General features: G+C 56.1%; 23 protein-coding genes. 10 read left to right on the top strand and 13 right to left on the bottom strand.

All coding sequences use genetic code 11. From position 1 onward, the window contains the following. Nucleotides 1-8: 8 nt before the first annotated feature. Entirely contained in the window at nucleotides 9-464 is a 456-nt protein-coding gene (locus B051_RS0120490) for a MarR family winged helix-turn-helix transcriptional regulator (RefSeq protein WP_018480113.1), read from the bottom strand. A gap of 210 nt (nucleotides 465-674) precedes the next feature. On the opposite strand from B051_RS0120490, the gene hisC reads away from it, so the two are divergent. Continuing rightward, nucleotides 675-2,828 (top strand): histidinol-phosphate transaminase, encoded by a 2,154-nt coding sequence (hisC, locus tag B051_RS0120485; RefSeq protein ID WP_018480112.1) that lies wholly within the window; start codon nucleotides 675-677, stop codon nucleotides 2,826-2,828. A gap of 383 nt (nucleotides 2,829-3,211) precedes the next feature. On the opposite strand, the gene B051_RS0120480 is transcribed toward hisC, so the two are convergent. From B051_RS0120480 to B051_RS0120430, 11 genes are all read right to left on the bottom strand, one after another. Next, on the bottom strand, nucleotides 3,212-3,769 hold the full coding sequence (locus B051_RS0120480) for an NUDIX hydrolase (protein ID WP_018480111.1): 558 nt from the start codon (nucleotides 3,767-3,769) through the stop codon (nucleotides 3,212-3,214). Between the two features lie 107 nt (nucleotides 3,770-3,876). Beyond that, on the bottom strand, nucleotides 3,877-4,701 hold the full coding sequence (locus tag B051_RS21775; protein WP_018480110.1) for a TIGR04290 family methyltransferase: 825 nt from the start codon (nucleotides 4,699-4,701) through the stop codon (nucleotides 3,877-3,879). 39 nt (nucleotides 4,702-4,740) lie between these two features. Beyond that, nucleotides 4,741-5,841: a CgeB family protein gene (locus tag B051_RS0120470; RefSeq protein WP_018480109.1), complete on the bottom strand. Its 1,101-nt coding sequence runs from the start codon at nucleotides 5,839-5,841 to the stop codon at nucleotides 4,741-4,743. After that, nucleotides 5,838-6,941, bottom strand: a complete 1,104-nt coding sequence (locus tag B051_RS0120465; RefSeq protein WP_018480108.1) for a CgeB family protein — start codon at nucleotides 6,939-6,941, stop codon at nucleotides 5,838-5,840. The genes B051_RS0120470 and B051_RS0120465 overlap by 4 nt, the downstream gene beginning before the upstream one ends. Beyond that, complete coding sequence (locus B051_RS0120460; protein WP_018480107.1) at nucleotides 6,934-8,073, bottom strand: CgeB family protein; 1,140 nt, start codon at nucleotides 8,071-8,073, stop codon at nucleotides 6,934-6,936. Before B051_RS0120460 ends, B051_RS0120465 begins: the two co-directional genes overlap by 8 nt. 39 nt (nucleotides 8,074-8,112) lie before the next feature. After that, nucleotides 8,113-9,183: a glycosyltransferase family 4 protein gene (locus tag B051_RS0120455; protein ID WP_018480106.1), complete on the bottom strand. Its 1,071-nt coding sequence runs from the start codon at nucleotides 9,181-9,183 to the stop codon at nucleotides 8,113-8,115. Between the two features lie 34 nt (nucleotides 9,184-9,217). Then, a complete protein-coding gene (locus B051_RS0120450) occupies nucleotides 9,218-10,267 on the bottom strand; it encodes a Gfo/Idh/MocA family protein (protein ID WP_018480105.1) in 1,050 nt (349 codons plus the stop codon). Nucleotides 10,268-10,270: 3 nt separating this feature from the next. Beyond that, entirely contained in the window at nucleotides 10,271-11,293 is a 1,023-nt protein-coding gene (locus B051_RS0120445) for an MDR/zinc-dependent alcohol dehydrogenase-like family protein (protein ID WP_018480104.1), read from the bottom strand. Then, entirely contained in the window at nucleotides 11,293-13,338 is a 2,046-nt protein-coding gene (locus B051_RS0120440; RefSeq protein WP_018480103.1) for a GDP-mannose 4,6-dehydratase, read from the bottom strand. The genes B051_RS0120445 and B051_RS0120440 overlap by 1 nt, the downstream gene beginning before the upstream one ends. Before the next feature lie 41 nt (nucleotides 13,339-13,379). Next, nucleotides 13,380-14,498, bottom strand: coding sequence for an NAD-dependent epimerase/dehydratase family protein (locus tag B051_RS0120435; RefSeq protein ID WP_018480102.1), 1,119 nt, complete (start codon nucleotides 14,496-14,498; stop codon nucleotides 13,380-13,382). A 31-nt stretch (nucleotides 14,499-14,529) separates the two neighbouring features. Next, the gene (locus tag B051_RS0120430) at nucleotides 14,530-15,237 is read right to left on the bottom strand and encodes an SDR family oxidoreductase (RefSeq protein ID WP_018480101.1); all 708 of its coding nucleotides are present in this window, start codon (nucleotides 15,235-15,237) and stop codon (nucleotides 14,530-14,532) included. A gap of 240 nt (nucleotides 15,238-15,477) precedes the next feature. Here B051_RS0120430 and B051_RS0120425 point away from each other — a divergent pair, with 240 nt between their 5' ends. The 5 genes from B051_RS0120425 to B051_RS22130 all read left to right on the top strand — a co-directional run bounded on the left by B051_RS0120425 (nucleotide 15,478) and on the right by B051_RS22130 (nucleotide 20,025). Further along, nucleotides 15,478-16,077: a GNAT family N-acetyltransferase gene (locus B051_RS0120425; protein ID WP_018480100.1), complete on the top strand. Its 600-nt coding sequence runs from the start codon at nucleotides 15,478-15,480 to the stop codon at nucleotides 16,075-16,077. A 79-nt stretch (nucleotides 16,078-16,156) separates the two neighbouring features. Continuing rightward, nucleotides 16,157-16,741, top strand: a complete 585-nt coding sequence (locus B051_RS0120420) for a histidine phosphatase family protein (RefSeq protein WP_245539678.1) — start codon at nucleotides 16,157-16,159, stop codon at nucleotides 16,739-16,741. A gap of 87 nt (nucleotides 16,742-16,828) precedes the next feature. Beyond that, on the top strand, nucleotides 16,829-17,221 hold the full coding sequence (locus B051_RS0120415; protein WP_018480098.1) for a BlaI/MecI/CopY family transcriptional regulator: 393 nt from the start codon (nucleotides 16,829-16,831) through the stop codon (nucleotides 17,219-17,221). Then, complete coding sequence (locus B051_RS0120410; protein ID WP_018480097.1) at nucleotides 17,205-18,659, top strand: M56 family metallopeptidase; 1,455 nt, start codon at nucleotides 17,205-17,207, stop codon at nucleotides 18,657-18,659. The genes B051_RS0120415 and B051_RS0120410 overlap by 17 nt, the downstream gene beginning before the upstream one ends. Nucleotides 18,660-18,762: 103 nt before the next feature. Then, the gene (locus tag B051_RS22130) at nucleotides 18,763-20,025 is read left to right on the top strand and encodes a TonB family protein (protein ID WP_018480096.1); all 1,263 of its coding nucleotides are present in this window, start codon (nucleotides 18,763-18,765) and stop codon (nucleotides 20,023-20,025) included. A 141-nt stretch (nucleotides 20,026-20,166) separates the two neighbouring features. Here B051_RS22130 and surE read toward each other — a convergent pair whose 3' ends face one another. Further along, entirely contained in the window at nucleotides 20,167-20,940 is a 774-nt protein-coding gene (gene surE, locus B051_RS0120400; protein WP_018480095.1) for a 5'/3'-nucleotidase SurE, read from the bottom strand. Between the two features lie 123 nt (nucleotides 20,941-21,063). Here surE and B051_RS0120395 point away from each other — a divergent pair, with 123 nt between their 5' ends. The 4 genes from B051_RS0120395 (at nucleotide 21,064) to B051_RS0120380 (ending at nucleotide 25,575) form a co-directional block, all read left to right on the top strand. Beyond that, a complete protein-coding gene (locus B051_RS0120395) occupies nucleotides 21,064-21,678 on the top strand; it encodes a hypothetical protein (protein WP_018480094.1) in 615 nt (204 codons plus the stop codon). Nucleotides 21,679-21,718: 40 nt separating this feature from the next. Then, on the top strand, nucleotides 21,719-22,165 hold the full coding sequence (locus B051_RS0120390; protein ID WP_018480093.1) for a DoxX family protein: 447 nt from the start codon (nucleotides 21,719-21,721) through the stop codon (nucleotides 22,163-22,165). Between the two features lie 61 nt (nucleotides 22,166-22,226). Further along, entirely contained in the window at nucleotides 22,227-23,978 is a 1,752-nt protein-coding gene (locus B051_RS0120385) for a M14 family zinc carboxypeptidase (RefSeq protein WP_018480092.1), read from the top strand. A 118-nt stretch (nucleotides 23,979-24,096) separates the two neighbouring features. Further along, nucleotides 24,097-25,575: a PQQ-dependent sugar dehydrogenase gene (locus B051_RS0120380; RefSeq protein ID WP_018480091.1), complete on the top strand. Its 1,479-nt coding sequence runs from the start codon at nucleotides 24,097-24,099 to the stop codon at nucleotides 25,573-25,575. Nucleotides 25,576-25,759 lie beyond the last annotated feature (184 nt).

The raw sequence follows: 25,759 nt of genomic DNA, 5'->3' as shown, positions 1-25,759 counted from the left end.
TTACTTTTCTACTTGCCTCGCATCGTATCCAGGGTAGCGCTAAGTTTCTCGGCATCTTTTTCCGTTACGTCCTGGAACATCGTCTCCTCCAGTTGCTCAATCATCGGGTCTAGCTTATCGAGCAATTGCAGCCCCTTGTCCGTGATGGCGATTTCGACTTTGCGCCGGTTCTGCTCGCACAGTTCCCGCGTCACCAGCCCCTTCTGGCGCAGTTTTTCCACCAGGCGCGTCGCGTTGGACATACGGTTGAGCATGCGCTCCTGTATGGCGAACAGGTTGATGGGTTTGCCCTGCTGCCCCCGCAGGATGCGTAGCACATTGTACTGCTGTGAGGAGATGTCGTATGGCTTGAGCAGGCTATCGATGCGCGCCATCAGCCACTCCCCCGTGAACATCAGGTTCAGCGAAGCCTTCTGAAAGACGCTCCTGAACTTATCCATTTTCAATTCTTCCTCCAATCTCATAAATATGGCATTGCAACTATTGTATATACAATAAAATTAATCGAATAGTTTCACCTGTGCCCAGCGAGTCTCTCTATAAACGAAATTGTACAGGTTTTGCACTAAAATTTCATGATGCAAGCATACGAATCCCTGCAGATACACCTAAAATAGTTAACTTGCTATTTTTCAGGCCAAGTTTGGCTTCGTTAGAACATTTCAATTCATAGGATGGGGAACAAACCTACCACATACCACGCAGCCTCAAACGAGAACCTGTTCGGCACCTCCCCGAAGGTGACCGAAGCCCTGCAGCATACGCTGGCCCGGCTCAACAGCTACCCCATACCTGACGCCGCCGAACTGCGTGCAGCCATCGCCCAGAAGTTGGGAGTGGGTGCAGGCGAAATAGTGATTGGCAGTGGCTCTGCTGAGTTGATTTCGCTGCTGGTGCGCGCTTTCTGCGGTCCGGCCTCTGCGGCCAGTATACTTTCCCTGGCTCCCTCCTACCCGCTTTACCGCATGGAGGCGCAGGCGCTGCAGGTGCCATTCCGGGTGGTGCCACTCACCAGCAGCTACCAGGTAGATACGGATGCCCTGCTGGCGAAAATAGATGCGACTACACGGCTGTGTTTTCTCTGCAACCCTAACAACCCTACCGGCACTTACTTGCCCCAACAGGAGTTGGAACGGATACTACGCCACCTGCCGCCGCACGTCATTCTGGTGGTGGATGAGGCCTATGTGGAGTATGTGACCGCCCCCGATTACGGCGATGCCCTAGCCTTTCTGCACCAGTACCCCAACCTGGTTGTGCTGCGTACCTTCTCCAAAGCCTACGGGTTGGCCTCGCTTCGCATCGGATACATGGTGGCGCGCGAGGAATTGATACAACAGCTCCTACAAGTGAAGCAACCTTATAACGTGAACCAGTTAGCCCAAGTAGCCGCCCTGGCCGCCCTAAACGATGATGGTTTTCTGCACCAGACGCTACGAGCTACGCTGGCCGGCAAAGCGCACCTGGAGCAGGCACTGCAGCGGTTGGGCATACAGTACTGGCCATCGCAGGGCAACTTTCTGCTGCTAGATGCTGGCATCAAGGCCGACGTTATTTATGGGCACCTGCTGCGGCACGGCATACAGGCCCGCCAAACCGAAGACGCTTATACCCTGCGCATCACCATCGGCCAGGAGGAGCACCAATCACACCTTATCTATATGCTTGAGAACTTACTGAACCCAACCAACCTGTGCCAACAGCACCCGCTGCTGGCACAGGTCGTGGAAACAGGCACCACCCTGCAAGAAGCCTCTGCTGAGGAGGCAGCCGGAGCCATAGAAAGACTAGCCGCCGCCGCTTCCACCCAAAATGATGCCCAAGGAAGGATTGCCCTGGCTTTTGCACGCGCCTTTGCGGCCCGTAACCAAAAGGCCTCCCAACATGCCGGCAACCTCTACAGCTCCACCTACGGGATGATGGACATGATTGCGGCCTTCAACGTGCTCGTGAATGCCACGCCTTTGGTTACGTTCGGTCATCGTTTCGCCAATCACCTCATTCTGTCTGCCATAGCCGATGCTAACGCCGTATACCTGCTGGATTTGGGTATAGGGAGCGGCTTGCAGTGGTTCCACCTGATGGAGCAGTTGGCAGCACGGCCTCAGGGGGCACCAGCTCTGCACCTGACCGGTATAGACATACCCGCAGCCGAAGGGAAGCCGGACCAGCGCCTCCGCGAGACAGGCATGCGCCTGCAGCAACAGGCCGAGCGCCTGGGTATAGCCTTCACCTATACCTGCATCGCCACCAAACTGGAGGACTTTGACTTGACCTCACTGTCTATAAACCCTGAGCAGGCATTGGTCATCAACTCAGCGCTCACGCTCCACCACATACCAGACCAATTGGTAACGGAGCCAGATTTGCGCGACCAGGTACTTTATCAAATCAAAGCGCTGCGCCCACGGGTGTTTACCCTGACCGAACCTGACTCGGAGCATAACAAGCTGGACTACCTGCCGCGCCTACGCGAGTCGCTGCGCCATTACCATACCGTGTTTGATGTGCTGGACACACTGCTGCCACCCGACATGCCGGAGCGCCAGGTGATTGAGCAAGAGTTCTTCGGGAGGGAAATCATCAATGTGGTGTCCTGCGAAGGCAGCAGACGTGTGGAGCGCCATGAGCGCAATGAGGCCTGGCAGCGCCGGTTGGTCCGCACCGGCTTCCGCCCTGTGCAACATCCTGACCTGGCCCCAGTGCTGGCCGAAGAGCTGCAGCTGCACTCAGAATTCAGTTTGGTGCCGAACGGCGCCGGCTACACCCTTTACTGGAAAGGCACCAACATCATCGCCTCCACCGCTTGGGTAGCGGATGGCAACTAGTTTCTATTTCTGGTTTAAACCCACACCTGCTCCTCCGAGGAGGGGAATCGGGAACGATTGACATCCCACGCCCCCTTCGAAGGGGGAATCTTCTCTTTTGTCATTCCGACGATAGGAGGAATCTGTTACGCTACCTGCCGCCGGTGCGAGCGCAGCGGGAACGGGCGGTGGAAGATGTGAGCCGGTATGCATCTGATATATCCCTGAGTTCCTGTTCTGGTCTGCCTTTACAGCAAGCCGCATCTTCGCAGACGCTAGATTTGCGGCAAGAAGGGTACAAGATTCCTCCTATCGTCGGAATGACAGAACATGTAGCGGAACTGCCCCTCCCGGGAGGGGCAATTTCAAATCAGGCTTTCGTTCAATAGAAATAACTGAGGCACTTACAAACCGAGCTTTCTGAGCGCCAGCAGGCAAAGGGCCACGGAGCCGGACACGTTCACCCGACCATCCAGTATCATCTGCTCCACCTCCTGCAGCGGCACTTTCAGCACTTCAATGTTCTCGCTCTCATCCAGGTCCTGCGCCGCCACTTCCTGCACATTACGGGCAATGAAGTAGTATATTTTGTTGGTATCCTTGGTAGGGTTGTCGATTACCTGCAGGAGGGGTTCCACGTCGTCGGAGGTATAGCCGGTCTCTTCCAGCAGCTCGCGTTTGGCGGCTTCCAGTGGCTCAATTTCTCCCTCGTCTATCACACCACCGGGCAACTCAATGAAGATATCGCCGGCAGCGTGCTTGTACTGCCGCACGAAAATCACCTGCCCATCCTCCGTAACCGGGAAAGTGAGCACCACATTAGGCCGCACGCTCACGAAGTAGTCGTCCATGACGTGTCCGTTGGGCAGCTCCACGTGGTCGCGGCGCAAGGTATACCACTTGTGTTCAAATACGTTATATGACTTCAGCGTCTTCCAACGCTCTATTCCTTTTGCTCTCATATTCAAATTCAGCTCTTTCGGCTTCTAAGTTAAAGGGTATTATACACAAAGAAGCCACGCTTGGTGCAAAAGCGCTGCAGCAAGCGTGGCTAAGGTATAGCAAAGGTTTACTGCTTTCCGTTATCCCCGGACACCATGTACTGGTTTTTGTCTCCCACTTTCTCCTTCACGGCTTCCGTCCAGTCCTGCCCCGTGGCGGAGAGGTACTCGGATTGATTCCACTGCTGCTGTTTCTGTAGCTCTTCGTCCAGTTCCAGTAGGTATACCTCGTGGCCTGGCCGTTGGATGACGCGCAGGCCACAGGAGCGCATCATGGCTTCGATGGCGGCATGGTTGGGCGCCCACCAGTTGGTGATGTCACCGGCCATCTTCTTCTCGATGAAGGCCATTTTGGGCCAGCCAGTTTCCAGCATGCGCTGGCGGTCGTTCAAGTCAAAGTCCTCTGGCGCCTCTGCCACCTCCGTGCCCGGCATGGACAGTGTTTGGAACACCATCATTTTGCGGAGTTTCTGTGAGAGGATGTCCAGCGACAACAGCGGGTAGCGCAGGTGGTAGAGCACGCCCATGTACCAGATGAGGTCAAACTTCCGGTCCAGCCGCGCCACGTCGTATACCTGCATCTGCTTCAACTCGATTCTGTCTTCCAGCCCGAATTGTTTCGCCGCCCAGGCCGCCTGCCGCAGGTAGTGCGGGTCCACGTCGATGCCCAACACATTGGCGCCACGCTTGGCCAGTTCGATAGAATAAAAGCCAGCATTGCAGCCGATGTCCAGCACCTCCCAGCCCGTCAGGTCGGCAGGTATAGCGTGCTCCAGTTCCCTCCATTTGAAAGCCGGAAAATCACCGAGCCTGTGGTTGGGGGCTGTCTGTTCTCCGTTGGGCAGGTGCAGGTTGTGAAACCAAGGACCCAGTTGTTCTATCTCCTGCATCATGTATGCGTCGTGGTTCGTCTAAAATTGATTGAAACTGCCTTATTCACTGACCGACAGTTGCTCCTCTTTGGCTGGTGTGATGGTCTTCAGTTCAGCGGCATAGCTTTCCAGCTCCTGTGCCCGGTGCGCGGACGTGTGCTGCGACATGACTTTCTTACGAGCTCGTGAAGCAATACTCTTGCGCTCCGTGTTGCAGATTTCACGCAGGTACCGCAGCGTGTCCGCCGCTGAGTAGGATACCAGAATTTCCGAGTCAAACTCAAACAGTGAATCAAGCCCTTCCCAGTAATCTGAGATGATGGGGGTGCAACAGGCAGCTGCCTCGAACAGGCGCACGCTGGGTGCGTAACCGGCCTTTACCATATCGGCACGGGTGATGTTCATGGTGAAGCGCTGGCTGTTGTAGAAGTCGCGGTGCTCAGCAGGCGGCAGGTGATGGATGTGCTGGGTGTTGACAGGCCAGGCTATACCCTCGGGGTACTGCGGCCCCGTCACCACAAAACGCCCATCTGACCAGTTTTTCGCCGCATCCAGCATCAGCTTCTCGAGCGGTGGCTGCCGGTCGTCGGAGTAGGTGCCCAGGTAACCCAAGTCCCACTTGATTTCCTTGTACTCCGGGTAGTACAGTTCTGGATCAAAGGAACAATACAGCACGCGAGCCATAGGGGAACCATACTTCTGCTCCAGCAGGTCCAGCGTAGGCCCCCCCGTAAACGACAGGTATAGGTCGTAGCGCGGAATCAGGTCCGGGTGCAGGTACTCGTAGTCCTGGCGCTCCAGCTTGGCCAGCGTCACTGGCGTATCGATGTCGTAGAAGGCTTTGATGCCCTTCGCCGTCTGGCATACCCACTCGCCTACCGGCACGCCCTCCGGCACGTAGGAACCCACCATCACCATATCCGCCTCGCGCACCTGCTCCGCAAAGCGCTGCTTCAGGTCATCGAGGGAAGTATAGAGTTCGGTCTGGCAATAGTCGGGATTGGGCAAATCGCGGTGACTGGCATACCACGGCACGTCGCGCTCCAGAAACAGAATCTGATGCCCTCTGTTACGTAGCTCGCGCACCAATCCGCGGAAAGTGGTGGCGTGGCCATTGCCCCAGGAGGAGGTGATGGATAGGCCAAGTATTACGATGTTCATGCCAGTGCCTTGTCTTGTTTGGTAACTTTTGAATAAAGCAATTTCTCCAGCTGCTCTGCGCGATGGCTGTACGTGTGCGCGTCAAGTACTTTCTTATAGGCTGCTTCGCCAATCGATTTGGCTTTCTCTTCAGTTAAGTCTGCCAATATTGCAGCCACTTCTTCCCCACTTTTGGCTACGAGTATCTCCTTGCCTGGTTCAAAGAAGAAGTCAATCCCTTCCCAGTAGTCGGTGATGATACAGGCCCCGGCACCGGCTGCTTCGAACACGCGCGTGGCCGGAGAGAAACCATAGCGGGCCATGCTCTCGCGGCTGATGTTCAATACGGCTTTCGGGGTGCAGTTGAAGGCATTGTGGTCTTTGGTGTACACGTGCCCAATGTAGGTCACATTGTCGCTCATGAACTTATCGCCCCAGCCGCTGCCCCCTATGATAAACTTCTTGTCTGGCATGGTGGCGGCAGGATTGAGAAAGAATTCCTCCACCCGCGCCTCCCGGTCCGGCAGGCGGTTGCCCAGGAAAGCGAGGTCGCAAGCGAAGCGTTCGTCCGGCTCCACCGGAAAATGCGTGGCGGTGTCCAGTGCGTTGTAGATGGGAACGCATTTTTTCGCGCCTAAGGCCTCGTAGGCATTCACAACCGGGTCGCCGCCGCCATAAGTTAAAACCATATCGTACTGCGGAATTAAGCTTAGGAACTGGTCCTGCGGATTGTGATGCACGCGGTCCAGCGTGGCGGGGGCATCCACATCCCAGAAGACGACCAGCCGTTCAGCCGTCTGCAGTTTCAGCACTTCACGTTCCAGCAGCTCGTCAAACACGCCCACACCGGAGGCTTTCACGACCATGTCGGCCTCAGCGGCTTGCTCCAGGCATCTGTATACGGCTTCTTCCGTGGCCTCATAGACCACTACTTTTGCCCAGTCGGGGTCCGGCATGTCGCGGTTCTGCTGACGGTCGTAGGCGTCTGGCTCATAGAAGGTAACGGAATGTCCACGCTCGTTAAGGGCCCGCACGATGCCACGGTAATAGGTGGCCGCACCGTTCCAGTAGGCCGATACGAGGCTTGAGCCGAAGAAAGCGATATTGAGTTTCTTATTCATCTTGCAGCACTTGCTCTTTAGGGGTGATGTAGATTTTAGAAGTTTCAATGCCCAACTCTTCACACACTTTCTCTAACTCATCCACGCGATGGGCACAGGTATGGCGACTACGGATGGTCTGCAGCCCGCGCTCCGCCAGTTCTTGCGCTTTTTTATTATCTGATAGTATAGTTTGCAGCTGCTGTTTCATTTCCTCGCCAGTGCGGGCCACCAGGAAATCCTGGCCGGGCGTGAAGAGGTTCTCCGCATCTTCCCAAGGCGAGGAGATCAAAGGGATACCGCAGGCCATGGCCTCAAAAGGGCGGATGGTAGGTATACCGGGCAGCGCTTCCACATAGGGCCTGCGCGGCACATGCACCGTCACTTTGTACTTGGCGAATTCTTCCGCCGCCTTGTAGTTCGGCAGCCAGCCACCATACTCTATGCCCGCATCTGCTAAAGCCTCCAAGGCATGCTTCGGGTAGCGCACGCCATAAATCTTCGCCTTCAGGCCCAGCTCCTTCACGGGGTTTATCAGGAACTCGTGCAGTTCCGCCGTGCGCTCCTCATCGCCCCAGTTGCCAATCCAGACGAGGTCACCCTCCGGCTCCGTCTGCTGCCGTGGGTAGAAAACCGATGTATCTGCGGCCTCGTGCCAGGTCCAGGCTTTGGCGGTCCATCCTTCCTGCAGGTATAGGTCGCGTATCACCTGACCGAACGCCAACACGCCATCGTAATGGGTAAGGTCGTAGTTAGCCATGCTGTCGCGCTCTGTTACGGCGCGGTGGTGGGTGTCATGGAAGAGCAGCTTGTAGTCGTGTTGGCTGCGATGCTCGCCTACGCGCTTCACCAGTTCGTGCTCGTTCCATTCATGCACCAGCACCAGGTCCTGGTTTCGCAGCACCTCATCCAGGTCCAGTGTGTCCAAGGTATAGAAGTTCGTGCGGATGCCCGGGTAGTATTGCTGTAGCTCTTCCAACTTTTCGTCTCCATAGCCCTCCAGCAGGTTTTGCAGGCTCCAGCCGTTTTTGGGCTCGTATACCTGCACCTGGTGACCGCGTTCCTGCAGTTCCCGCACCACTCCCCGCAGAAAGTGCGCGTTGCCATGGTTCCAGTCTGAGAGGATGGAGTGGTAGAAAAGGGTGATGTTCATTTGCTTGTCAATTGTTGATTGCTGTTAGCTTTGGGATTGTTATGCAGCGACTGTGGCTTTTGTCAACTGCCGGTAGAGGTTCGCGTAGTCTTGCGCCATCTGGTCGGCGGTGTAACCGTGGGATCGCTTCACGGCGCGGCAGGCCATGATGTTGCGGCAGAACTCATCGTCAATCAGTTTGCTGATGGCATCACGCAACTCATCGGCGTTCTGCGGGTCCACGTACTTGGCAGCGTTCCCCCAGATTTCGGCCTGGCTCTCTGTCTTGCCTACCACCAGTGCGCAGCCGGACATAGCCGCTTCCAGAATGGTCAGTCCGAATGGTTCATACTTGGCTGGCAGGGCATAGATAGAGGCTCTTGATAGCCAGTCGGAAACTTCTTTGTTCGTCAACTGGCCCAGGAAGTGCACGTTCTCCAGTTCGACCAGCTTTCCGGTGGCTGGGTGCTTCTCCTCGCCTGCGATGTATACCGGCCACTGCAACTCCGAGGCGATGTGCGCCAACATGGAGATGTTCTTGGCTTCGTCCCATACCCGGCCCATGCTGAACACGAAAGGCTCTTTGCGGCCGAATTGGAAATGGTGCTGTCCACGGCCGTTGTACACCACCGAGCTCTGCTTGAAAGGTCCGTACAGTTCTTCGGCCTGGTGCATCATAGCCTGGGTCGGTGCTACCACCACGTCGGCTGTCTGCAGTCCCTGTTTCACCATCTCGCTGTATTTCTTCCAGGTTTCGGGCGCGTCTTCGCCTTTCACGGCGCGCCACCACGACAGCACGCAGGAGTGTATCACCATCAGCACCGGTTTGCCCCAGTCCAGGTGGCCATGGGCCATGCCATTGAGGTGAATCAGGTCGGGTTGCACCTTGTCACGGAGTTCCAGCAGCCATTCTCCGGCTTTCTGTACATCCTCCCAGGGTTCGTCCATCCACTCCAGTTTGTACTCACTCTCATACACGGTCAGGTTAGGGATACTCTCCGCCTCACGTCGCTGGTCTTCGTTCATCAGTCCGCCCATGGTGGCTAGTGCTACCTCCGTCCCGAAGGGGGCCATGGCTCTGATGAGCTCTAGTGCGTATGTCCAGACACCGCCCACGGTATCTGCTGTCATCAAGATTTTTGAAGGATGATGTGCTTCCATAATATTATCTCCCGTAAATTTTGTCTAGTACTTCTGCCACTTTCACGAATTCCTCGGCCTCCTCGCTGAAGCCCTCTCCTTTCTGAAGTCGCTCCGCCCAGGCCACACCGGCCCTACCCGACCATTCATCAGGCGGTGAAACCAATTGTTCTGTTTTGGTACCGTAGTAGCGTTCCGCCACAAAGTCATAGAAAGACCCGTTGATGTTTTTGAGCGCGACACCACCTCCGGTGCCGTAGAAAGTGGCGCTGATGATGGCCTCTTGTCCGGCGGGCAGGTTCCAGGAGCAGCTCAGCTGCAGATGCGTGCCCGTTTTGAGTTCAATGCTGGCCGTGGCGTAGTCCTCTACCTTGCCTTCGGCCATACTGATGGGTTTGCCCTTGGCGTAAAGGTGGCTGTTCACTTGCTTCACCTCCGGAAAGCCGAGGCTCCAGAGGGCTAGGTCAATCAGGTGCACGCCCAAATCTATCACGCAGCCGCCACCTGAGAGTTTCGGCTCATAGAACCAAGCCTTATCAGGACCATAGGCATTGTGGAACACCAGCTCCACGGCATATACCTGGCCCAACTCTCCACTTTTCACTACTTGGTATACCTGCTGCATGGCCTGGGTATAGCGGTAGGATAAATCCACACCCAGCAGTTTGTTTTGCCTGCGGGCGGTTTCCACCACGCGTTTCGTCTCCTCCAGGTTGCGACCGAGCGGCTTCTGGCAGAACACCGCCTTGCCTGCCTCCAGCGCCAGCATGCTCTGCTCGGCATGGAAGGCACTTGGGGTCGCGATGACCACGGCATCCAACTCCTGATGCTCCAAGATGCTCTCCAGGGAGTTCAACAGCTGCGCGTTTGGGGCAAATTTCATGGCCTCCTCGGCATTGTTGGGAGACGTGTCAGACACATAGGCTACCTCAGCGGCTCCATTCTTAGCTATCACTTCCATGCGGTTGCGGCCAATCCAGCCGACGCCCAGGAAGCCAAGTCTTGGTTTATGAGATGAGGAAGAAGAAGATGCTGTAACAGCCTCCTGGCTGTTACCGAGTATGGTTTCCTGCATAGTCTATAGTGTGATGAGTGCTTTCACAAATCCATCGGGCCGGGTGGCCAGGTGGTGGAAAGCCTGTTCAATTTCATCTAAAGTAAACGTGTGGGTATAGAGCATGTCCGGGTTGATTATTCCCTGCTCCACGGCTGTCACCGCCTCTCGTATACCCGTGATATATTCCTGTGGGTCGCGCTCGTGCGCGTTGATGACATCGAGCCCGCGCCAGTTCCAAAGCTGGATGTTGACCTGCCGCATGCCGTCCTGGTGGAACCCCGCGATGATGAGCCTGCCGCGTTCGGCGCATAGCTCACCGGCCAGGTTCAGGGGCCATTCTTTGCCAGTGCACTCTAGTACGCGCTCACAGAAGTTTCCGTTGGTGAGTTCGCTCACTTTTTCGATGATTTTGTAATGGTCGTCCATCTTCACCACTTCGTCTGCACCACACTTTTTGGCGATGTCCAGGGAAAAGTCGCGCTGCGAAATGGCTATGACTCTGGCACCTGCGTGCTTGGCCAGCTGCACCAGCAGCGCCCCCAGGAAGCCTATACCCAGAATGGCAACTGTCTGGCCCGCCTCTATTTGGCTGCGGCGGAAGATGTTCATAGCGCAACCCAGCGGCTCCCCCGGGAAAGGCTTGTCTGCTAAAGCCTCCGGCAGTTTCACCACCTTGTCGGCATCGGCCAGGTCGTATTGGGCATAGGATTTATAGGACAGTGCGGCCACACGGTCTCCTGCCTTCAGACCTTCCACGCCCTCCCCCACGGCATCGATGATGCCCCAGCCTTCGTGGCCTGGGTTGCCGGCCTCTACCGGATAGGTGAACCAGTCGCGGCCCTCCCACACAGGTATGCTGGAAGCGCAGAGGCCACAGCCCTGCAGGCGCAGGCGTACCTGCCCAGTCTGCGGCTCAGGTATAGGGGCCTCCTGTACCTCAATGGTTTCAGGCGCTGTGATGACGGCGGCCTGCATCGTAGAGGCAGCCGCTTTGTCGGCGGCTGCGCTTGTGTTCTCAGGTATAAGGGTGTCTTGTTGTTGCATTAGGCTACTGCTGCTTTTTTCTCTGGTTCTTCTGTCAATAAGGCTGGCACTTCTATACCTCTGCTCTCGCACAGCCACTGGTAAAGTTTGGCTACGCCCTCCTGTACATTGTGTTTCGGATACCAGCCGGTTGCTTCCTTGAATTTGCGGATGTCGGATACATAGTAGTGCTGGTCGCCAGTGCGCCAATCGCCGAAGGACAGCGGAATTTCCTGTCCCCTGTACTCCCCAACGAGTTGGATGAGCTCAAGCAGGCTGACTGTGTTGTCCGGCCCGCCCCCAATGTTGAAGGCTTGGCCCGAAATGGCAGGCATGTGCTCCAACGCCAGTTGGAAGGCATCAACCAAGTCCTCTACAAAGAGGATGTCGCGCACCTGTTTGCCGTCTCCGTAAATGCTGATAGGTTTATCCTCAATGGCGCGTATGGCGAAGTGCGCCACCCAGCCCTGGTCCTCGTTGCCGTACTGGTGCGGACCGTAGATGCAGCTCATCCGGAAGACCACGGCCGGTATACCGTAGGTACGAGCATAGTCCACCACATACTGGTCGGCGGCGCCTTTGGAGCAACCATAGGGGCTATGGAAGTCGAGTGGTCGGTTTTCACTGATTCCTTGTGCTTTGATATGCTTGTCGGCTGGGTTGTAGCGGCTACCGTTCGATATGAATTTCATGTCCTCCAGGCCGCCGTATACCTTGTTGGTGGAAGTAAATACCAATGGCGGCGGATTGTTCTGCGCCCGGATGGCCTCCAGCAGGTTGATGATGCCGCGCGCATTGATTTCAAAGTCGTTGAGCGGCTGGAACAGGGAAGTGGTGACGGCTACCTGCGCAGCGAAGTGATAGACAGCCTCTGCGTTGTTCACCACTTTGCGCACGGTGTGCAAATCACGCATGTCGCCTACATAAATCTCCAGGTTGTCCGGGTAGTTGGTGTGCAGCCAGCGCAGGTTGCGCTCCACGCCGTCGCGGCTCAGGTTGTCGAACACCAGTACCCGCTTGCCTTCTTCCAGCAGTCGCTTCGCGAGGTTGGTGCCCACAAAGCCCGCACCGCCGGTTATCAAGGTATAGGGTCTGCCTTGCAGCGCCTCAGTTGAGTTCTTGATGTGCTTGAGATTGCCGAGCCCCTCTACCCCGTAGTTGGCTATCAGTCTGTACAGGAGTTTCGGGATGCCGTCTGCGCGCTTGAGCCCGAAGTAATATTCTCGGTCATCGAGGTGGAAACCGGCCACGGTGGGCAGGCTTTGGTCGAGGTCCTGCAGGCCGTACCAGTAGACGCGTGTCACGTCTGCATCAAGCGCCAACCGGAACTCCTCCAGTTGCTTGTACTCGTCGTGCTGCCATGTGGAGAAGCCGGCTTCTGTTATCCAGAGCTCAGCCTTTGAGCCGAACTTATCCAGTACCGCGCGCACCGCCTCCACATTAGACTGCCACCCATCCCACTGCTGGTCAAACACATACGGGAAACCGTGTATACCTACTGCATCGATGTATTGCATCACGCCACGCTCGAACATGGTGTGCAGCCAATTAGGGTCTATGGGACTCATGCCACCCAGAAGGGTTTTCTTACCGCGCTGCTTGCACCAGTAGGCGGCTCCGCCCACCATCTCGGCGAATTTGTTCCAGCCGTAGTCTAGGGTGAAGTCATACTCCACCTGGTTGTTGGGCTCATTCCACAGCTCCACCCACTCGAAGTGCTCCCCCAGGTCGGTGATGAACACATCCAGAAAATCAGCATAGGATTTCAGGTTTTTGGGAGGCGCAGAGGTGCGCGGCTTCTCCCCCAGTGAAGGCGGGGTATACAGGAAGCAGGGCAGTAAGGTCACTTCTTGGGCCAGTGTAGGTATAAGCCAGTTGTACCATTCCTTGCCGCCTTCGGTATAGTAATCGGCCCAGGAAACACCGGTGCGGAGTTCGGTTATTCCTAACTCCTTCAGGTCTGCCAGCACTTGCTTCACATGCTCGTACTCTCCGGGTCTGAACCACTCTACCAGTCCCACTGTGGGCAAGTTTGTGTTGTGTGTAATCGTATTGTCTATTTTCATCGCACTCTTCGTTCTTTTGATGGGGATTCAATTGACTGCGGCTATACCGTCAGTCCGCGGGCTGCGAGCTCGGCACTTGCCTCGTTCACGCGGTCGTAGGCAATCTGTCCTTCCAGCCAGTCCGCCAGTTCTTCCAGTCCACTGTTGAATTCTACCTGCGGATAGAATCCGAGCACTTGCTGGGCTCTGGAGATGTCGGCGTAGCAATGGCGTATGTCGCCCACGCGGTACTTGCCCGTAATCTGGGGCGCGAGGTGTTTCTTGTCCATGACCGTAGCCAGCCGCTCCGCAATCTCCTGTATGGTGTAGTTGTTGCCGCTGCCGACGTTGAACACCTGTCCGTTCGCCTCGTCATTTTCCAGCGCCAGGCGGCAGGCCAAAGCCACGTCGCGCACGTGCACGAAGTCACGCTGCTGATAGCCATCCTCGAATATCATGGGAGCATTGTTGTTGAGCAGCCTGGAGGCGAAGATGGCCAGTACCCCAGTGTATGGATTCGATAAAGCTTGGCGGGTGCCGTACACGTTGAAGAAGCGCATGGCCACCGTAGGTATGTTGTAGGCGCGGCCCGTCATAAGGCACAGGCGCTCCTGGTCGTATTTGGACAAGGCGTAAACCGATGAGAGCGTCGGTGCCTTGGTTTCGGGGGTAGGTATAGGCTGCAGCACCTGCTTCTGGGCATCGTAAAGTTCCCAGTCTGCTGCCTTGAGCTGCTCCAGTGGGCGTTCATCTGCCGTCATCAGCTCACCCTGCTGGTTTTTGTAGAGGCCTTCGCCGTAGATGCTCATGCTGCTGGCCACCACCAGTTTCTTCACCGGTTTCTTGATGAGCGCCTCCAGCAGCACGGCCGTGCCCATGTTATTCACATCGGTGTATTCTCTTATTTCATACATGCTCTGCCCCACGCCTACCATGGCGGCGAAATGGAAAACAGCATCCACACCTTCCAGCGCGCGCTCCACATCCTCCGGATTACGCACGTCGCCTACTATCAATTCTACGTCTTCGTGCAGGTATTCCGGGCGCTTGCAATCTTTGCCGTGCACCTGCTCGCTCAGGTTGTCTAACGCCCGCACTTCGTACCCCTGGCGCAGCAACTCGTCTGCCAAATGAGAGCCGATGAAGCCGGCCCCACCCGTTATCAGAATTCTTTGTTTCATAGTCTGTTTTGTTCTGTTTGTCTGTTTGCTTTTAAAATGGCTGTGCCGTGGGCCGGATGGTGATGTTCCCTACCGATACTCCTGGTGGGCGACTCACGGCGTATAGTACAGCTCCGGCCACCTCTTCCGGGGAGATGGCGCCGTAGCCTATCTCCTTGGCGGTGTGGTAGCCGGAAACAGTGTTCTCAAAAAAGCGGGTGTCGGTGACACCGGGTGCAATGACCGTTACCCGCAGCAACGGGAGCGTTTCCAGGCGCAGCGTCTCCGCCACGACCTCCAGCGCCGATTTGGTTGCCGCATACACCCCCCCATAGGTATAGGGGTGCTGTGCTGCCACTGATGATAAAAAGATCACGTCACCGTGGCCGGCTTCGAGCATGCCTGGGGTGAAAGCACGCACCATCCGCAGCGCTCCGAGCAGGTTGGTTTCGATGATGTGCCGCCACTTCTCCGGGTCGCCCTCTGTGAGCTTCTCGTGGATGCCGCGGCCGGCGCTGCAAATGAGTATGTCAGGTTTGCCTAGCTGCTGATGCACCTGTTGGAACAAGGTGTCTACCTCGGGTCCGGAGGATACATCGCAGCGGAAGGTATGGAAACGGTCAGACGAGGTCGAGTCAGGGGGTGCGATATCGGCCACGGCTGTCTGCGTACCGGCCTCGGAGAGTTTCTGCGCGATGGCGCGTCCAATACCTGAACTCCCTCCTGAAACCAGTGCTTTCCTTCCCTTCAAATTCTCCAATTTCTATTATCTATATGTTATTATATATACAAATGTTTATAGTTTGATTTGTTAAATATGAAACGTACGATACGGAAATAGGGTTGTTGATGCTGCTAATCTGCTATATAAAAATTGACTTATTATTGCCTCTACCCTTGTTCTGAGGCACTTTTTATTTAGAGTACCAATGTTCTCCCCGCTCAGATTTTGCACCGGAATCAGATTTGCGTATGTTACCTACAGCAACACTGATTCTCTATGGACTTCAACAGCGATATCCGACTGGAAAACAGCCACGTACTGCTCCGCCCCTTCCACGATTCCGACCAGGAACAACTGCAAACCATTGCCTTCGATGACGACATTTGGCGCTTCATGATTTCCCGCATCAGCAACCAGCAGGAACTCGACGCCTGGATGCAGGCCGCCCTTCGGGACAGGGAGAAGGAGCAGCGCTATACCTTCATGATAGTGGACAAAGCAACGGGTAAACTGGCGGGCAGCACCGCCTACGGAAACGTGTCGGAGCGGGACAAGCGGCTAGAGATTGGCTGGACTTGGCTGGCCAAGGATTATCGGGGCAGCGGGCTCAACCGGCACTGCAAGTTCCTGCTCCTCTCTTACGCCTTCGAGGTGCAGCAGTACGAGCGGGTGGAGTTGAAGACCGATGTGCTGAACCTGCGCTCCCGTCAAGCCATGCGGAAGATTGGCGCCACCGAGGAAGGGATTCTGCGCAGCCATACCCTCATGCAGGACGGCCGCCGCCGCGACACGATTTACTACAGCATCCTGAGGCCGGAATGGGAGGCTATCAAGGCCACTATTTTTGCTGGACTGAGCATGCAGCACAGTTCTTAGTCTACTTGGTGAGGCTCGTGCGTATACACGTGGTAACGAACGCAACGCCTATACCTTGGAGAGCCAACCAACACAGCCTGTGCGCAGGCAGAAGATTTTCCTGATTCGGCATGCGCGGCCCAAAGTCTCCAAAAAAGGGTTCTTCAGCGCCGCCGATGCCCGCACCTTCATCAGCGACTACGATGCCGCCGAGGTGGAGGAGTTCGTGCTGCAGCACGAAGCCATACCTTATAAAGAGGTGAAACAGGTATACTGCAGCAGCCTCATCCGTTCACAACTCACGGCCAAGGCCATTTTCGGGGAGGACGTGGAACTGCTTGTCCGGCATGAGTTCCGGGAGTTTGAACGCCGCATTTTTTCCCTGCCCCTGCTCCGGCTGCCCCTCCGGTTCTGGCTACTCAGCGCCCGCGCCCTCTGGCTATTGGGTTTCAACAGCAAGGGCATTGAGACGTTCCTGCAGGCTAGGGCACGGGCCCGACAAGGCGCAGAGCTACTGGCGCAGGAGGCCGAGCAGAAAAACACCGCCATTCTGGTGGCCCACGGTCTGCTGAACAACTTCATCAGGCGGTACCTGCAACAGATGGGTTGGAAGAGCACCCTGCACGAAGGCAGCGGGTTTCTGAGTGTGAGCGTACTGGAAAAGCCTGACACAAAGCAGGTATAGGAAAGAATATTACCGGTAAACTAAACATTTAGTTTGTAAACTAAGTATTTAGTTATATATTTATCCTACTGAACAGAAACACCGCCTATGAAAGAGCTCACCAAAGCAGAGGAAGAGGTCATGCAGATTCTCTGGAAGCTGGGAAAAGGATTCGTCAAGGACATCATCGAGCAGATGCCGGAGCCCAAGCCCGCCTACAACACGGTCTCCACCATTGTGCGTATACTCGAGAAAAAAGGCTTCGTGGGCTACACGGCCTACGGCAAGTCGCACGAATATTTCCCGCTCGTAGCCGAGGACAAGTACAAGAGCTTCTTCTTGAAGAACTTCATGAGCGGCTACTTCGGAGGCTCCTTCGAGAAACTGGTGTCCTTCTTCGCCAAGGACAACAACCTGGATGTGCAGGAGCTCGACCAACTGATGCGCCACGTAAAAAATGACCTGAAAGAGGAGGACCAGCCCGATGGAGACAACCGTTAATTACATCCTACAGTCGGGGCTGTGCCTGCTCCTGCTCTACCTGTTTTACCGCCTCGTGCTCCGCGACCAGCCGAGCCTCCGCTACAACCGCCTGTTCCTGCTGCTGGCGCCTGCTGTGGCCCTGGCAGCGCCGCTGTTGCGCATTCCGCTGCCCTTCGCTGCGCAACTGCCGGTGGCTACGCTGCCCAGCATCCAACTTCAGGAGGTGGTGGTGACCGGATATAGCGGGGCAACGCCGGCAGCCGAATCCTCCATTTCTCTGGGCACTGCCCTGCTAGCGCTGTATACCTTGGTGGGGCTGGTGCTGCTGGGCAGACTGGTCTGGCAACTGGTGCGCCTGCGCCGCCTGGCGGCCGCTGCCACACCGCTAAACGAAGACGCTTATGGGGCCACCGTCCTGCAGGTGGAAACGCATCATCCTACTTTTGCCTTCCTTAACCGCGTGTTCCTGAACCGGCAAGCGCACCTCTCAAGCAACGAACAGCGGCAAGTGCTTGCCCATGAACTGGCCCACGTGCGCCTGCGCCATACCTACGACGTGCTGTACTATGAAGTCCTGACGGCCATTTTGTGGTTCAACCCGCTGGTGTGGCTGCTCAAGGGAGAGCTGCGCGATGTGCATGAGTACCAGGCCGATGCCGAAGTGCTGTCAGAATATAAGCCGCAGGAATACAGCTCGCTGCTGGCAAAGGAAGCCCTGTATACGGCAGGTATACCGGTAGGCAGTTATTTCCAGAAGCCGCAGGTGTTCCGCCGCCTGCGCATGCTGCAGAAACATGGCCGAAAAGCCAGCCTCCTGCGCCCCCTGCTGGCGCTTCCGCTTCTGTTCGCTTTGTTAATCACCTTCTCGGCCAACTCTGTCAATGCAGACATGGCAGTTCCTTTTGCAGAGGCACCGGCTTTGAACGAGACTCTGATTACGTCACCTGCCAAGAAAGCGGCTTCAGCGACAGCCAACCAGGGTCAACTACAGCCAGAAGAGCACTTAGCCAATGACACGAAAGCCATACCTGAAAAACTGACTTTCACACAACCCGCCGAAAAAGCCGTGGCTCACACGGACACGGAGAAACCAGCGGCTATACCTGCTCAGCCTGAAGTGGCCTCTCCCGAAAAAGTGAAGCCCTATACCTTTGTGGAGCAGATGCCCCAGTTCCAGGGGGGTGATTCCGAGATGCTCAAGTTCCTGGGCCGGAACATCCGCTACCCGCAGTCCTCGCAGGAGGCTGGCGTGGAAGGCCTGGTGGTGGTGAGCTTCGTGGTGGAGGCGGACGGCAGCCTGCATGACATCGCCATCCTGAAGAAGCTGGACGACGCGACGGACCAAGAAGCCCTGCGCGTGGTGGAGGAAATGAACGGCTATTGGAACGCTGGTCGTCAGAATGGCAAACCAGTTCCCGTGCGCTATACTTTGCCAGTACGCTTCGCGATGAAATAACCTCACCCTATACCTTGATTTCCCCGATTCATCCAGCCCAGAAGCTGGACCAGGAGAACTGTTGCCTTTCCAATCCTAAGACAAACCATAAAACTTACATCTCATGAAAAACAAGAACCTCATTAAAACCGCACTCGCCGCCCCTTTGCTCGCGCTTGCCCTGGTGGCAGCTCCACTGGGCGCTGCCTCGGCACAGACCGCCAAAGCCGCTGACAAGGCCTATAGCTATGTAGAGCAGATGCCCGAATTCAAAGGCGGTGAAAAAGAAATGCTCACGTTCCTGGGCAGCAACATCCAATACCCCAAAGACGCGGTAGAAAACGGACTGGAGGGCCTGGTGGTTGTGTCGTTCGTAGTGGAAACCGATGGCACCATCAGCGAGGCTAAATCGGTGAAAACGCTAGGCCGCGGCACCGACGAAGAAGCCCTGCGCGTGGTCAGGCTGATGAGCGGTCACTGGAACGCCGGTCGCCAGAACGGCGAAGCGGTGCGGGTGCGCTATACCTTGCCCATCCGGTTTGCCATGTCGGAATCTGACCGGAAAGCTGCCGCTGACAAAGCCAACCGTCCACCGCAGTTCAAAGGCGGACAGGAAGCTATGTACCAAACCATGCTCCCCTACCTGGCCCTGCCAGCCGAGGCCAAGCAGGAGAACCTGAACGCCCGCGTGGTGGTGAAGTTCTATGTGGACAAAGCCGGTACCGTGTCTAACATCCGTCTTGAAGGCACCAAGCTGAAGAAGACCGTTGGCCCTGACTCCGACCTTGATTACATGGATGCCTCCACCTTCCAACTGCAGAACAAAGCCTTATTGGCCCAACTCTCCGAATCAGCGATGTCAGCCGTGAAAGCCACCTCCGGCAAGTGGGAACCCGCCACTAAAAACGGACAGGCCATAGGGGCAGAACTCGTGCTGCCGGTGCAGTTCCTGGGAACGACAGCCGCCAAAAACGAGAAGGAGATGCAGACGCCTTCCATGACGAAGTACACCAAGAGCTCCTATACCTACGAGGAGGCCGATGTGAAACCTGTGTTGCAGGATGGCCCCTTGGAGAAATACCTGGCCAAAAACCTGCGCTACCCGGCCGACGCTACGTTTGAGGGCGATGTGGACGTGTACCTGATTATCAAGGAAGACGGTAAGGTCATCAGCATGTTGCCGGTAGCTGTGGGGAAAGAGTTGCATGATGAGATTTCCAACGTGCTTCAGAGCACACAAGGCAAATGGACGCCCGGCAAAGTAGACGGCCAATCTGTGCCCGTGTCCCGAAAGCTCGTCATCCGCTTTGTGACCAACGGCGGCAGTTCTCCATCAGAAGCCTCCTCTACCAAACCGGCTGACGTGGTGGTGACGAGGTATAAGTAGGAAAACGACACACCCCCTTCCCCTTTCTGTCATTCCTCTTTTCATCGGAATGACAGTTTACGGAGTGGACATAACACAAAACAGGCGCGGCTTCACCAGTTGGTAAAGCCGCGCCTGTTCACTTCCAGGTATACCTATACCTTATAGATTCCAATCGTTCAGCGTAGCCATAGCGTGGTAGGCGGTCATGTCGAACTGGCAGGGCACCACCGATACATAGTTGTTCACCAGCGCCCACTCGTCGGTGTCCTCGCCTTTGTCGTGGTTCACGAAGCTGCCCGTCAGCCAGAAGTAGCGGCGGTTGCGGGGGTCCAGGCGCTCGTCAAACTCCTCCTGCCACTTGGCGTGGGCCTGCCGGCATACCTTCACTCCTTTTATCGGCTCCTCGCTCTTCTTCGGTAAGTTCACGTTCAAGGCGGTGTTCTCCGGTATGCGGTGCTCCAGCGCCTGCCGGATAATCAACTCTACAAACTCGTCGGTATGAGAGAAATCCGCTTCGTGGCCGTAGTCACACAGGGAGAAACCAATGGCCGGGAGCCCTTCGATGGCCGCCTCGATAGCCGCCGACATGGTGCCGGAGTACAGCACGCTGATACTGGAGTTAGATCCGTGGTTGATGCCGCTCACCACCAGGTCGGGTGTCCTGTCCTTGAGCACATGGAACTTGGCCAGCTTCACGCAGTCGGCCGGGGTGCCGGAGCACTCGTAGGCCTCCACGTCCCAATCGTCAAAGGCGATGGACTTGTCCAGGCGCAACGTATTTCCTATCGTGATGGCGTGTCCCATACCTGACTGCGGTCCGTCGGGGGCTACCACCACTACCTCTCCTATGGATTTGGCCACCTTCACCAGCGTCCGGATGCCCGGAGCCGTGATGCCGTCGTCGTTCGATACCAGGATTAATGGTCTAGTCATTTTAATATTCTGAGTTGATGTATGACAAAAGAAACTAATTTCGTTTTCACGCTAATATACTACAACCTGCCCCTGTGCAACAAGGTTATAACAATAATATAACGATTGCTTCATCCTCATCACATGCTAAAGAACCTTCTATACGCTATCCTGTTGGGCGTGGGTATGGCAGCTTGCCTTGCCGACACTGACGACACAGGAACAGCCACGACCACCAGCAACGTCCCACCTGAGACGTCGCAAGCGGAGGACACGGCCGCCACGCCGGACCCTGCCCACTTCGTAGTAACCAAAGGGCGGGTGGGCACCATACGTATCGGCATGCCCATTGCGGAGATGCGCCAGCAGGTGCCCGTCCATCAGCAAATCAAAGACACCACCCTACACCTGGAAGGCCAGGCCTATACCGCCTACGTGTACAGCAGCCCAACCAGCCCCAGCGGCCTGTTGGTGGAGCAGCAATGCGAACCAGACTGCCAGGTATGGCGCATCCGGCTGCGAGACGATGACTACAAAACTCCCGAGGGTATAGGAGTCGGCTCCAAGTATGGTGAGGTGAGGCAGCGCTATCCTATTAAATACGCTAGCCTGGGGGAGGCCGGCTTCGTGGCCGTATCAGAAGAGGCGGGCATGTCCTTCATCCTGGACACCAGCCAACTGGACAAATCACAGTTACACGCCTTGAAACCAGACGACATCCCGGCCAATACACTGGTGCGAGGCATTTTGCTATATTAGGCTTTTGTAATATTATGTAGAAATACGTATTATTGCTCTCATGGCTATACTCCGCTCCCGCTACAGCTACAAAAACACCGGACTGCTGCTGCTCCGCATCGGCATCGGCATCATGTTCATCCTCCATGGCTGGCCTAAAATGGTGGGTGGTCCGGAGAAATGGGAGCAGATTGGTGGCAACATGGAGTTGCTGGGTATTAGCTTCCTGCCGGTTTTCTGGGGTTTTATGGCCGCTTTCGCGGAGACGGTGGGTGGTGCCTTGCTGGCGCTGGGCTTGTTTTTTCGGCCGGTGTGCATCCTGCTTGTCATCACCATGCTGGTGGCTGCCCTTCGACACGCGGCGGCTGGCGAAGGCTTTGGCGGCTACTCCCACGCTCTGGAGGCAGCCATCCTCTTCTGCTCTCTCCTGTTAATAGGCCCCGGGAGGTATAGCCTCGACAAAAAGTTGTTCCCCACCAACAAGAACAGGGCAACGTTTCGGGTGTAGTGCGGGTTTTTTCCCCGGAAATGGTTAACATTGCCTGACAACACCAATTGCAAGCTCATCCATGTTAACCACCCTACTCTTAGCCGCTTTTCTGGCTACCGGAACACCTGACAAAACAGACCTCAAGACGCCTTACGAAAAAGGCAACGGCAACCAGACTGCCACCTACAACGAAGCCATCGACTGGTATACCAAACTCGATGCAGCTTACGACGAAGTGAAGATGGTGCCTTACGGCAGCACCGACGCCGGCCATCCGCTGCACCTGGTCATCGTCTCCACCGACAAAGACTTCGACCCGAAGTCCATCCGACAGAAAGACAAGCGCATCCTCCTCATCCAAAACGGCATACACCCGGGTGAGCCTGAAGGGATTGACGCCACCATGCTCCTGGCCCGCGACTACCTGCAGGACAAACGCAAACGCAAGCAACTCGACAATGTGGTGCTGGCCATCATACCGGTCTATAATATAGGAGGAGCGCTCAACCGCAACAGCCATACCCGCACCAACCAGAACGGTCCGGAGACCTACGGCTTCCGGGGCAACGCACGCAACCTCGACCTGAACCGCGACTATCTCAAAACCGACTCCCGCAACGCACAGACTTTCCACCAGATATACCGCGATTGGGACCCGGACGTGTTCATGGATAACCATACCTCCAACGGCGCCGACTACCAGCACGTGATGACGCTCATCGCCACGCAGCACAACAAGCTTAACCCGACGCTGGCTGGCTACCTGCAGGGCAAAATGCTGCCTACGCTGTACGAGGGCATGAAGAAAGACAAATTCCCGATGGTGCCGTACATGAACACGATTGATGAGACGCCTGACAAAGGCATCGTAGGGTTCATGGAGTCGCCACGCTATGCCACGGGATATACGGCCCTTTACAACACCATCGGTTTTGTGCCGGAGACACACATGCTCAAGCCCTTCGACCAGCGCGTGAAGTCCACTTACAAGCTGATGGAACACATGATTAGCACCGTGAGCCGCGACGCCAAAGAGATTGGCCAATTGCGCGCGAAGGCGAAGCAGCAGACGCTGACCCAGAAAACTTACGCGCTGGACTGGAAACTGGACACCACCAAAGTAGAACAGATTCCGTTCCTGGGCTATGCCGCCAAGTACAAGCCGAGCGAGGTAAGCGGGCTGGAGCGCCTGTACTACGACCGCAAGGCGCCCTATTCCAAAAACATCAACTACTACAATACCTTCACCCCTACCGTGACGGTGGAGAAGCCGGTGGCCTACCTCATTCCGCAGGCGTGGCGTGAGGTGATTGACAGATTGAAGCTGAACAAAGTGGAGATGCGCCAGCTCCAGCGCGACACCACCATCACCCTCGACACCTACTACATCACCGATTACAAGACCGGGCAGCGTCCGTACGAGGGGCACTACCTGCACTACGGCACACAGGTGGAGACGCGCACCATGCCGCGCCAATTCCTGAAAGGTGACTATGTGGTATACCTGAACCAGGAGGCGAACCGCTTTCTGGTGGAGGCACTGGAGCCGCAGGCTGTGGACTCCTACTTCAACTGGAACTTCTTCGACAGCATCCTGATGCAGAAGGAGTACTTTTCCAGCTATGTGTTTGAAGACCTGGCCGCCGACATCCTGAAGCAGAAGCCAGAACTGCGCAAGCAACTGGAGGAGCGCAAGAAGCAGGACCCGGAGTTTGCCAAGAACGCCCGCGCCCAGCTCGACTTTGTGTACCGCAACTCCCCACACTACGAGCCTACGCACCAAATGTACCCGGTGGGCAGGCTGATGAAAGATGTGAAACTGCCATTGTAAACAAAAAAAAGCCACCTCCGCGGGTGGCTTTTTTATTCATACATCACTTGCTTCCTATATTTGCGGTTACCAATTTACATCATTCCCGTAAGGGTAGACGATATCACGATTTCCAACTATGCGAAAAACCATTTCCCTGCTCCCTCTCCTGGGACTCGCCCTGATTACCCTCGACAGCTGCACCGGCTCCAACACCACCACGTCAGCTGACAACAAAGCCAACACCCTAGCCGAGGCTTCCGCCAAGGAAGTAGCCCTGACGGACGCCCAGCTCGAGAAGGCCCGCACCAACTACGCCAGCTACTGCTCCGGCTGCCACGGTGAGCAGATGCAGGCCTTCACTGACCGCAAGTGGAAACACGGCAACTCCGCCGACAACCTCTTTGCCGCCATCAAGCACGGCTACCCCGACGAAGGTATGCCTGCCTTTGAAAAGACTTTCTCTGATACTGAAATAACCGCCTTGGTGGCCTACATCCAGGAAGGTATACAGAACGTGAAGCAGTACGATTTCAGCCAGGAAGACACCGCTACGGATGTCTATACCTCTGAAGCCCTGCGTTACCGCCTCGACACCGTGGCGACAGGTATGGAAGTACCTTGGGGAATGGCCTTTCTGCCCAGCGGCGATATGCTGATAACCGACCGCAACGGCTCCTTCTACCGCTTGCCTAAAAGTACCCGCCAATTGCAGAAGATAGCCGGAGCACCGGAAGTGCTGGCCCAAGGACAAGGTGGTCTGCTGGATGTGGAGCTGCACCCGGACTTCGCGAAGAATAACACAATATACCTCTCCTACTCCGCTTTCAAGAAAGAAGGCGACCAGACCCTCTCCACCACTGCCGTGATGCGTGCTAAACTGGAGGGAAACAAACTGAGCGAGCAGAAGGTGATATTTGAGGCGCACCCTTGGGCCAAAACCCGCCACCACTACGGCTCCCGCCTTGAGTTTGGGCGTGATGGCTTGCTCTACCTCACGGTGGGTGACCGCGGACAGCACCACGAAAACGCCCAGACCATAGAACGCGCCCCGGGCAAAGTACACCGCATTAAAGACGACGGCGCTATACCTGCCGACAACCCGTTCGTGCATGAGAAAAACGCCATTGCCACCATCTATACTATCGGCAACCGCAACATTCAGGGCATGACGATTCACCCTAAGACAGGTGCACTCTGGACAAATGAACACGGTCCGCGCGGCGGCGATGAGGTGAACATAGCCGAGAAAGGCAAAAACTACGGCTGGCCTGTCATTTCCTACGGCATCAACTACAACGGCACCGTGCTGACGGAACTCACCAAGAAAGAAGGTATGGAGCAGCCGCTCTGGTACTGGGTGCCGTCCATCGGTCCATCAGGTATGGCTTTCGTGACCGGCGACCGCTACAAAGGCTGGGAAGGCGACCTGCTGGTTGGTTCCCTCCGTTTCCAGTTCCTGAGCAAGCTCAAGATGCATGGCGACAAAATCGTGAGTGAGGAGAAGCTCCTGAAGAACATTGGCCGTGTGCGCGACGTGCGGATGGCGCCGGATGGGTATATCTATGTGGCTGTAGAGAGTCCGGGCACGATTTACAGGTTGGTTCCGGTGGAGTAAGGGCATTGTCAAGTGCTCTGTAGCAGCAGCATGTGCACCGTAGCGGCGGGTTTTGCGGTTTGCCCGTTGAGCTGTTGTATAGCTTGCCCTGGCCGGGCGGGCCTCACTTTTTGTCTTGACACAAAAAGTAAGCAAAAAAGTCAAGACGCTCCAAACTCGCTGACCGCTCGAACAGTGGAGCGCC

This window comes from Pontibacter roseus DSM 17521, assembly GCF_000373265.1.
Lineage (GTDB): Bacteria > Bacteroidota > Bacteroidia > Cytophagales > Hymenobacteraceae > Pontibacter > Pontibacter roseus.
Note: the sequence above shows the minus strand (reverse complement) of the source record. Positions and strands in the feature narration are given on the sequence as shown.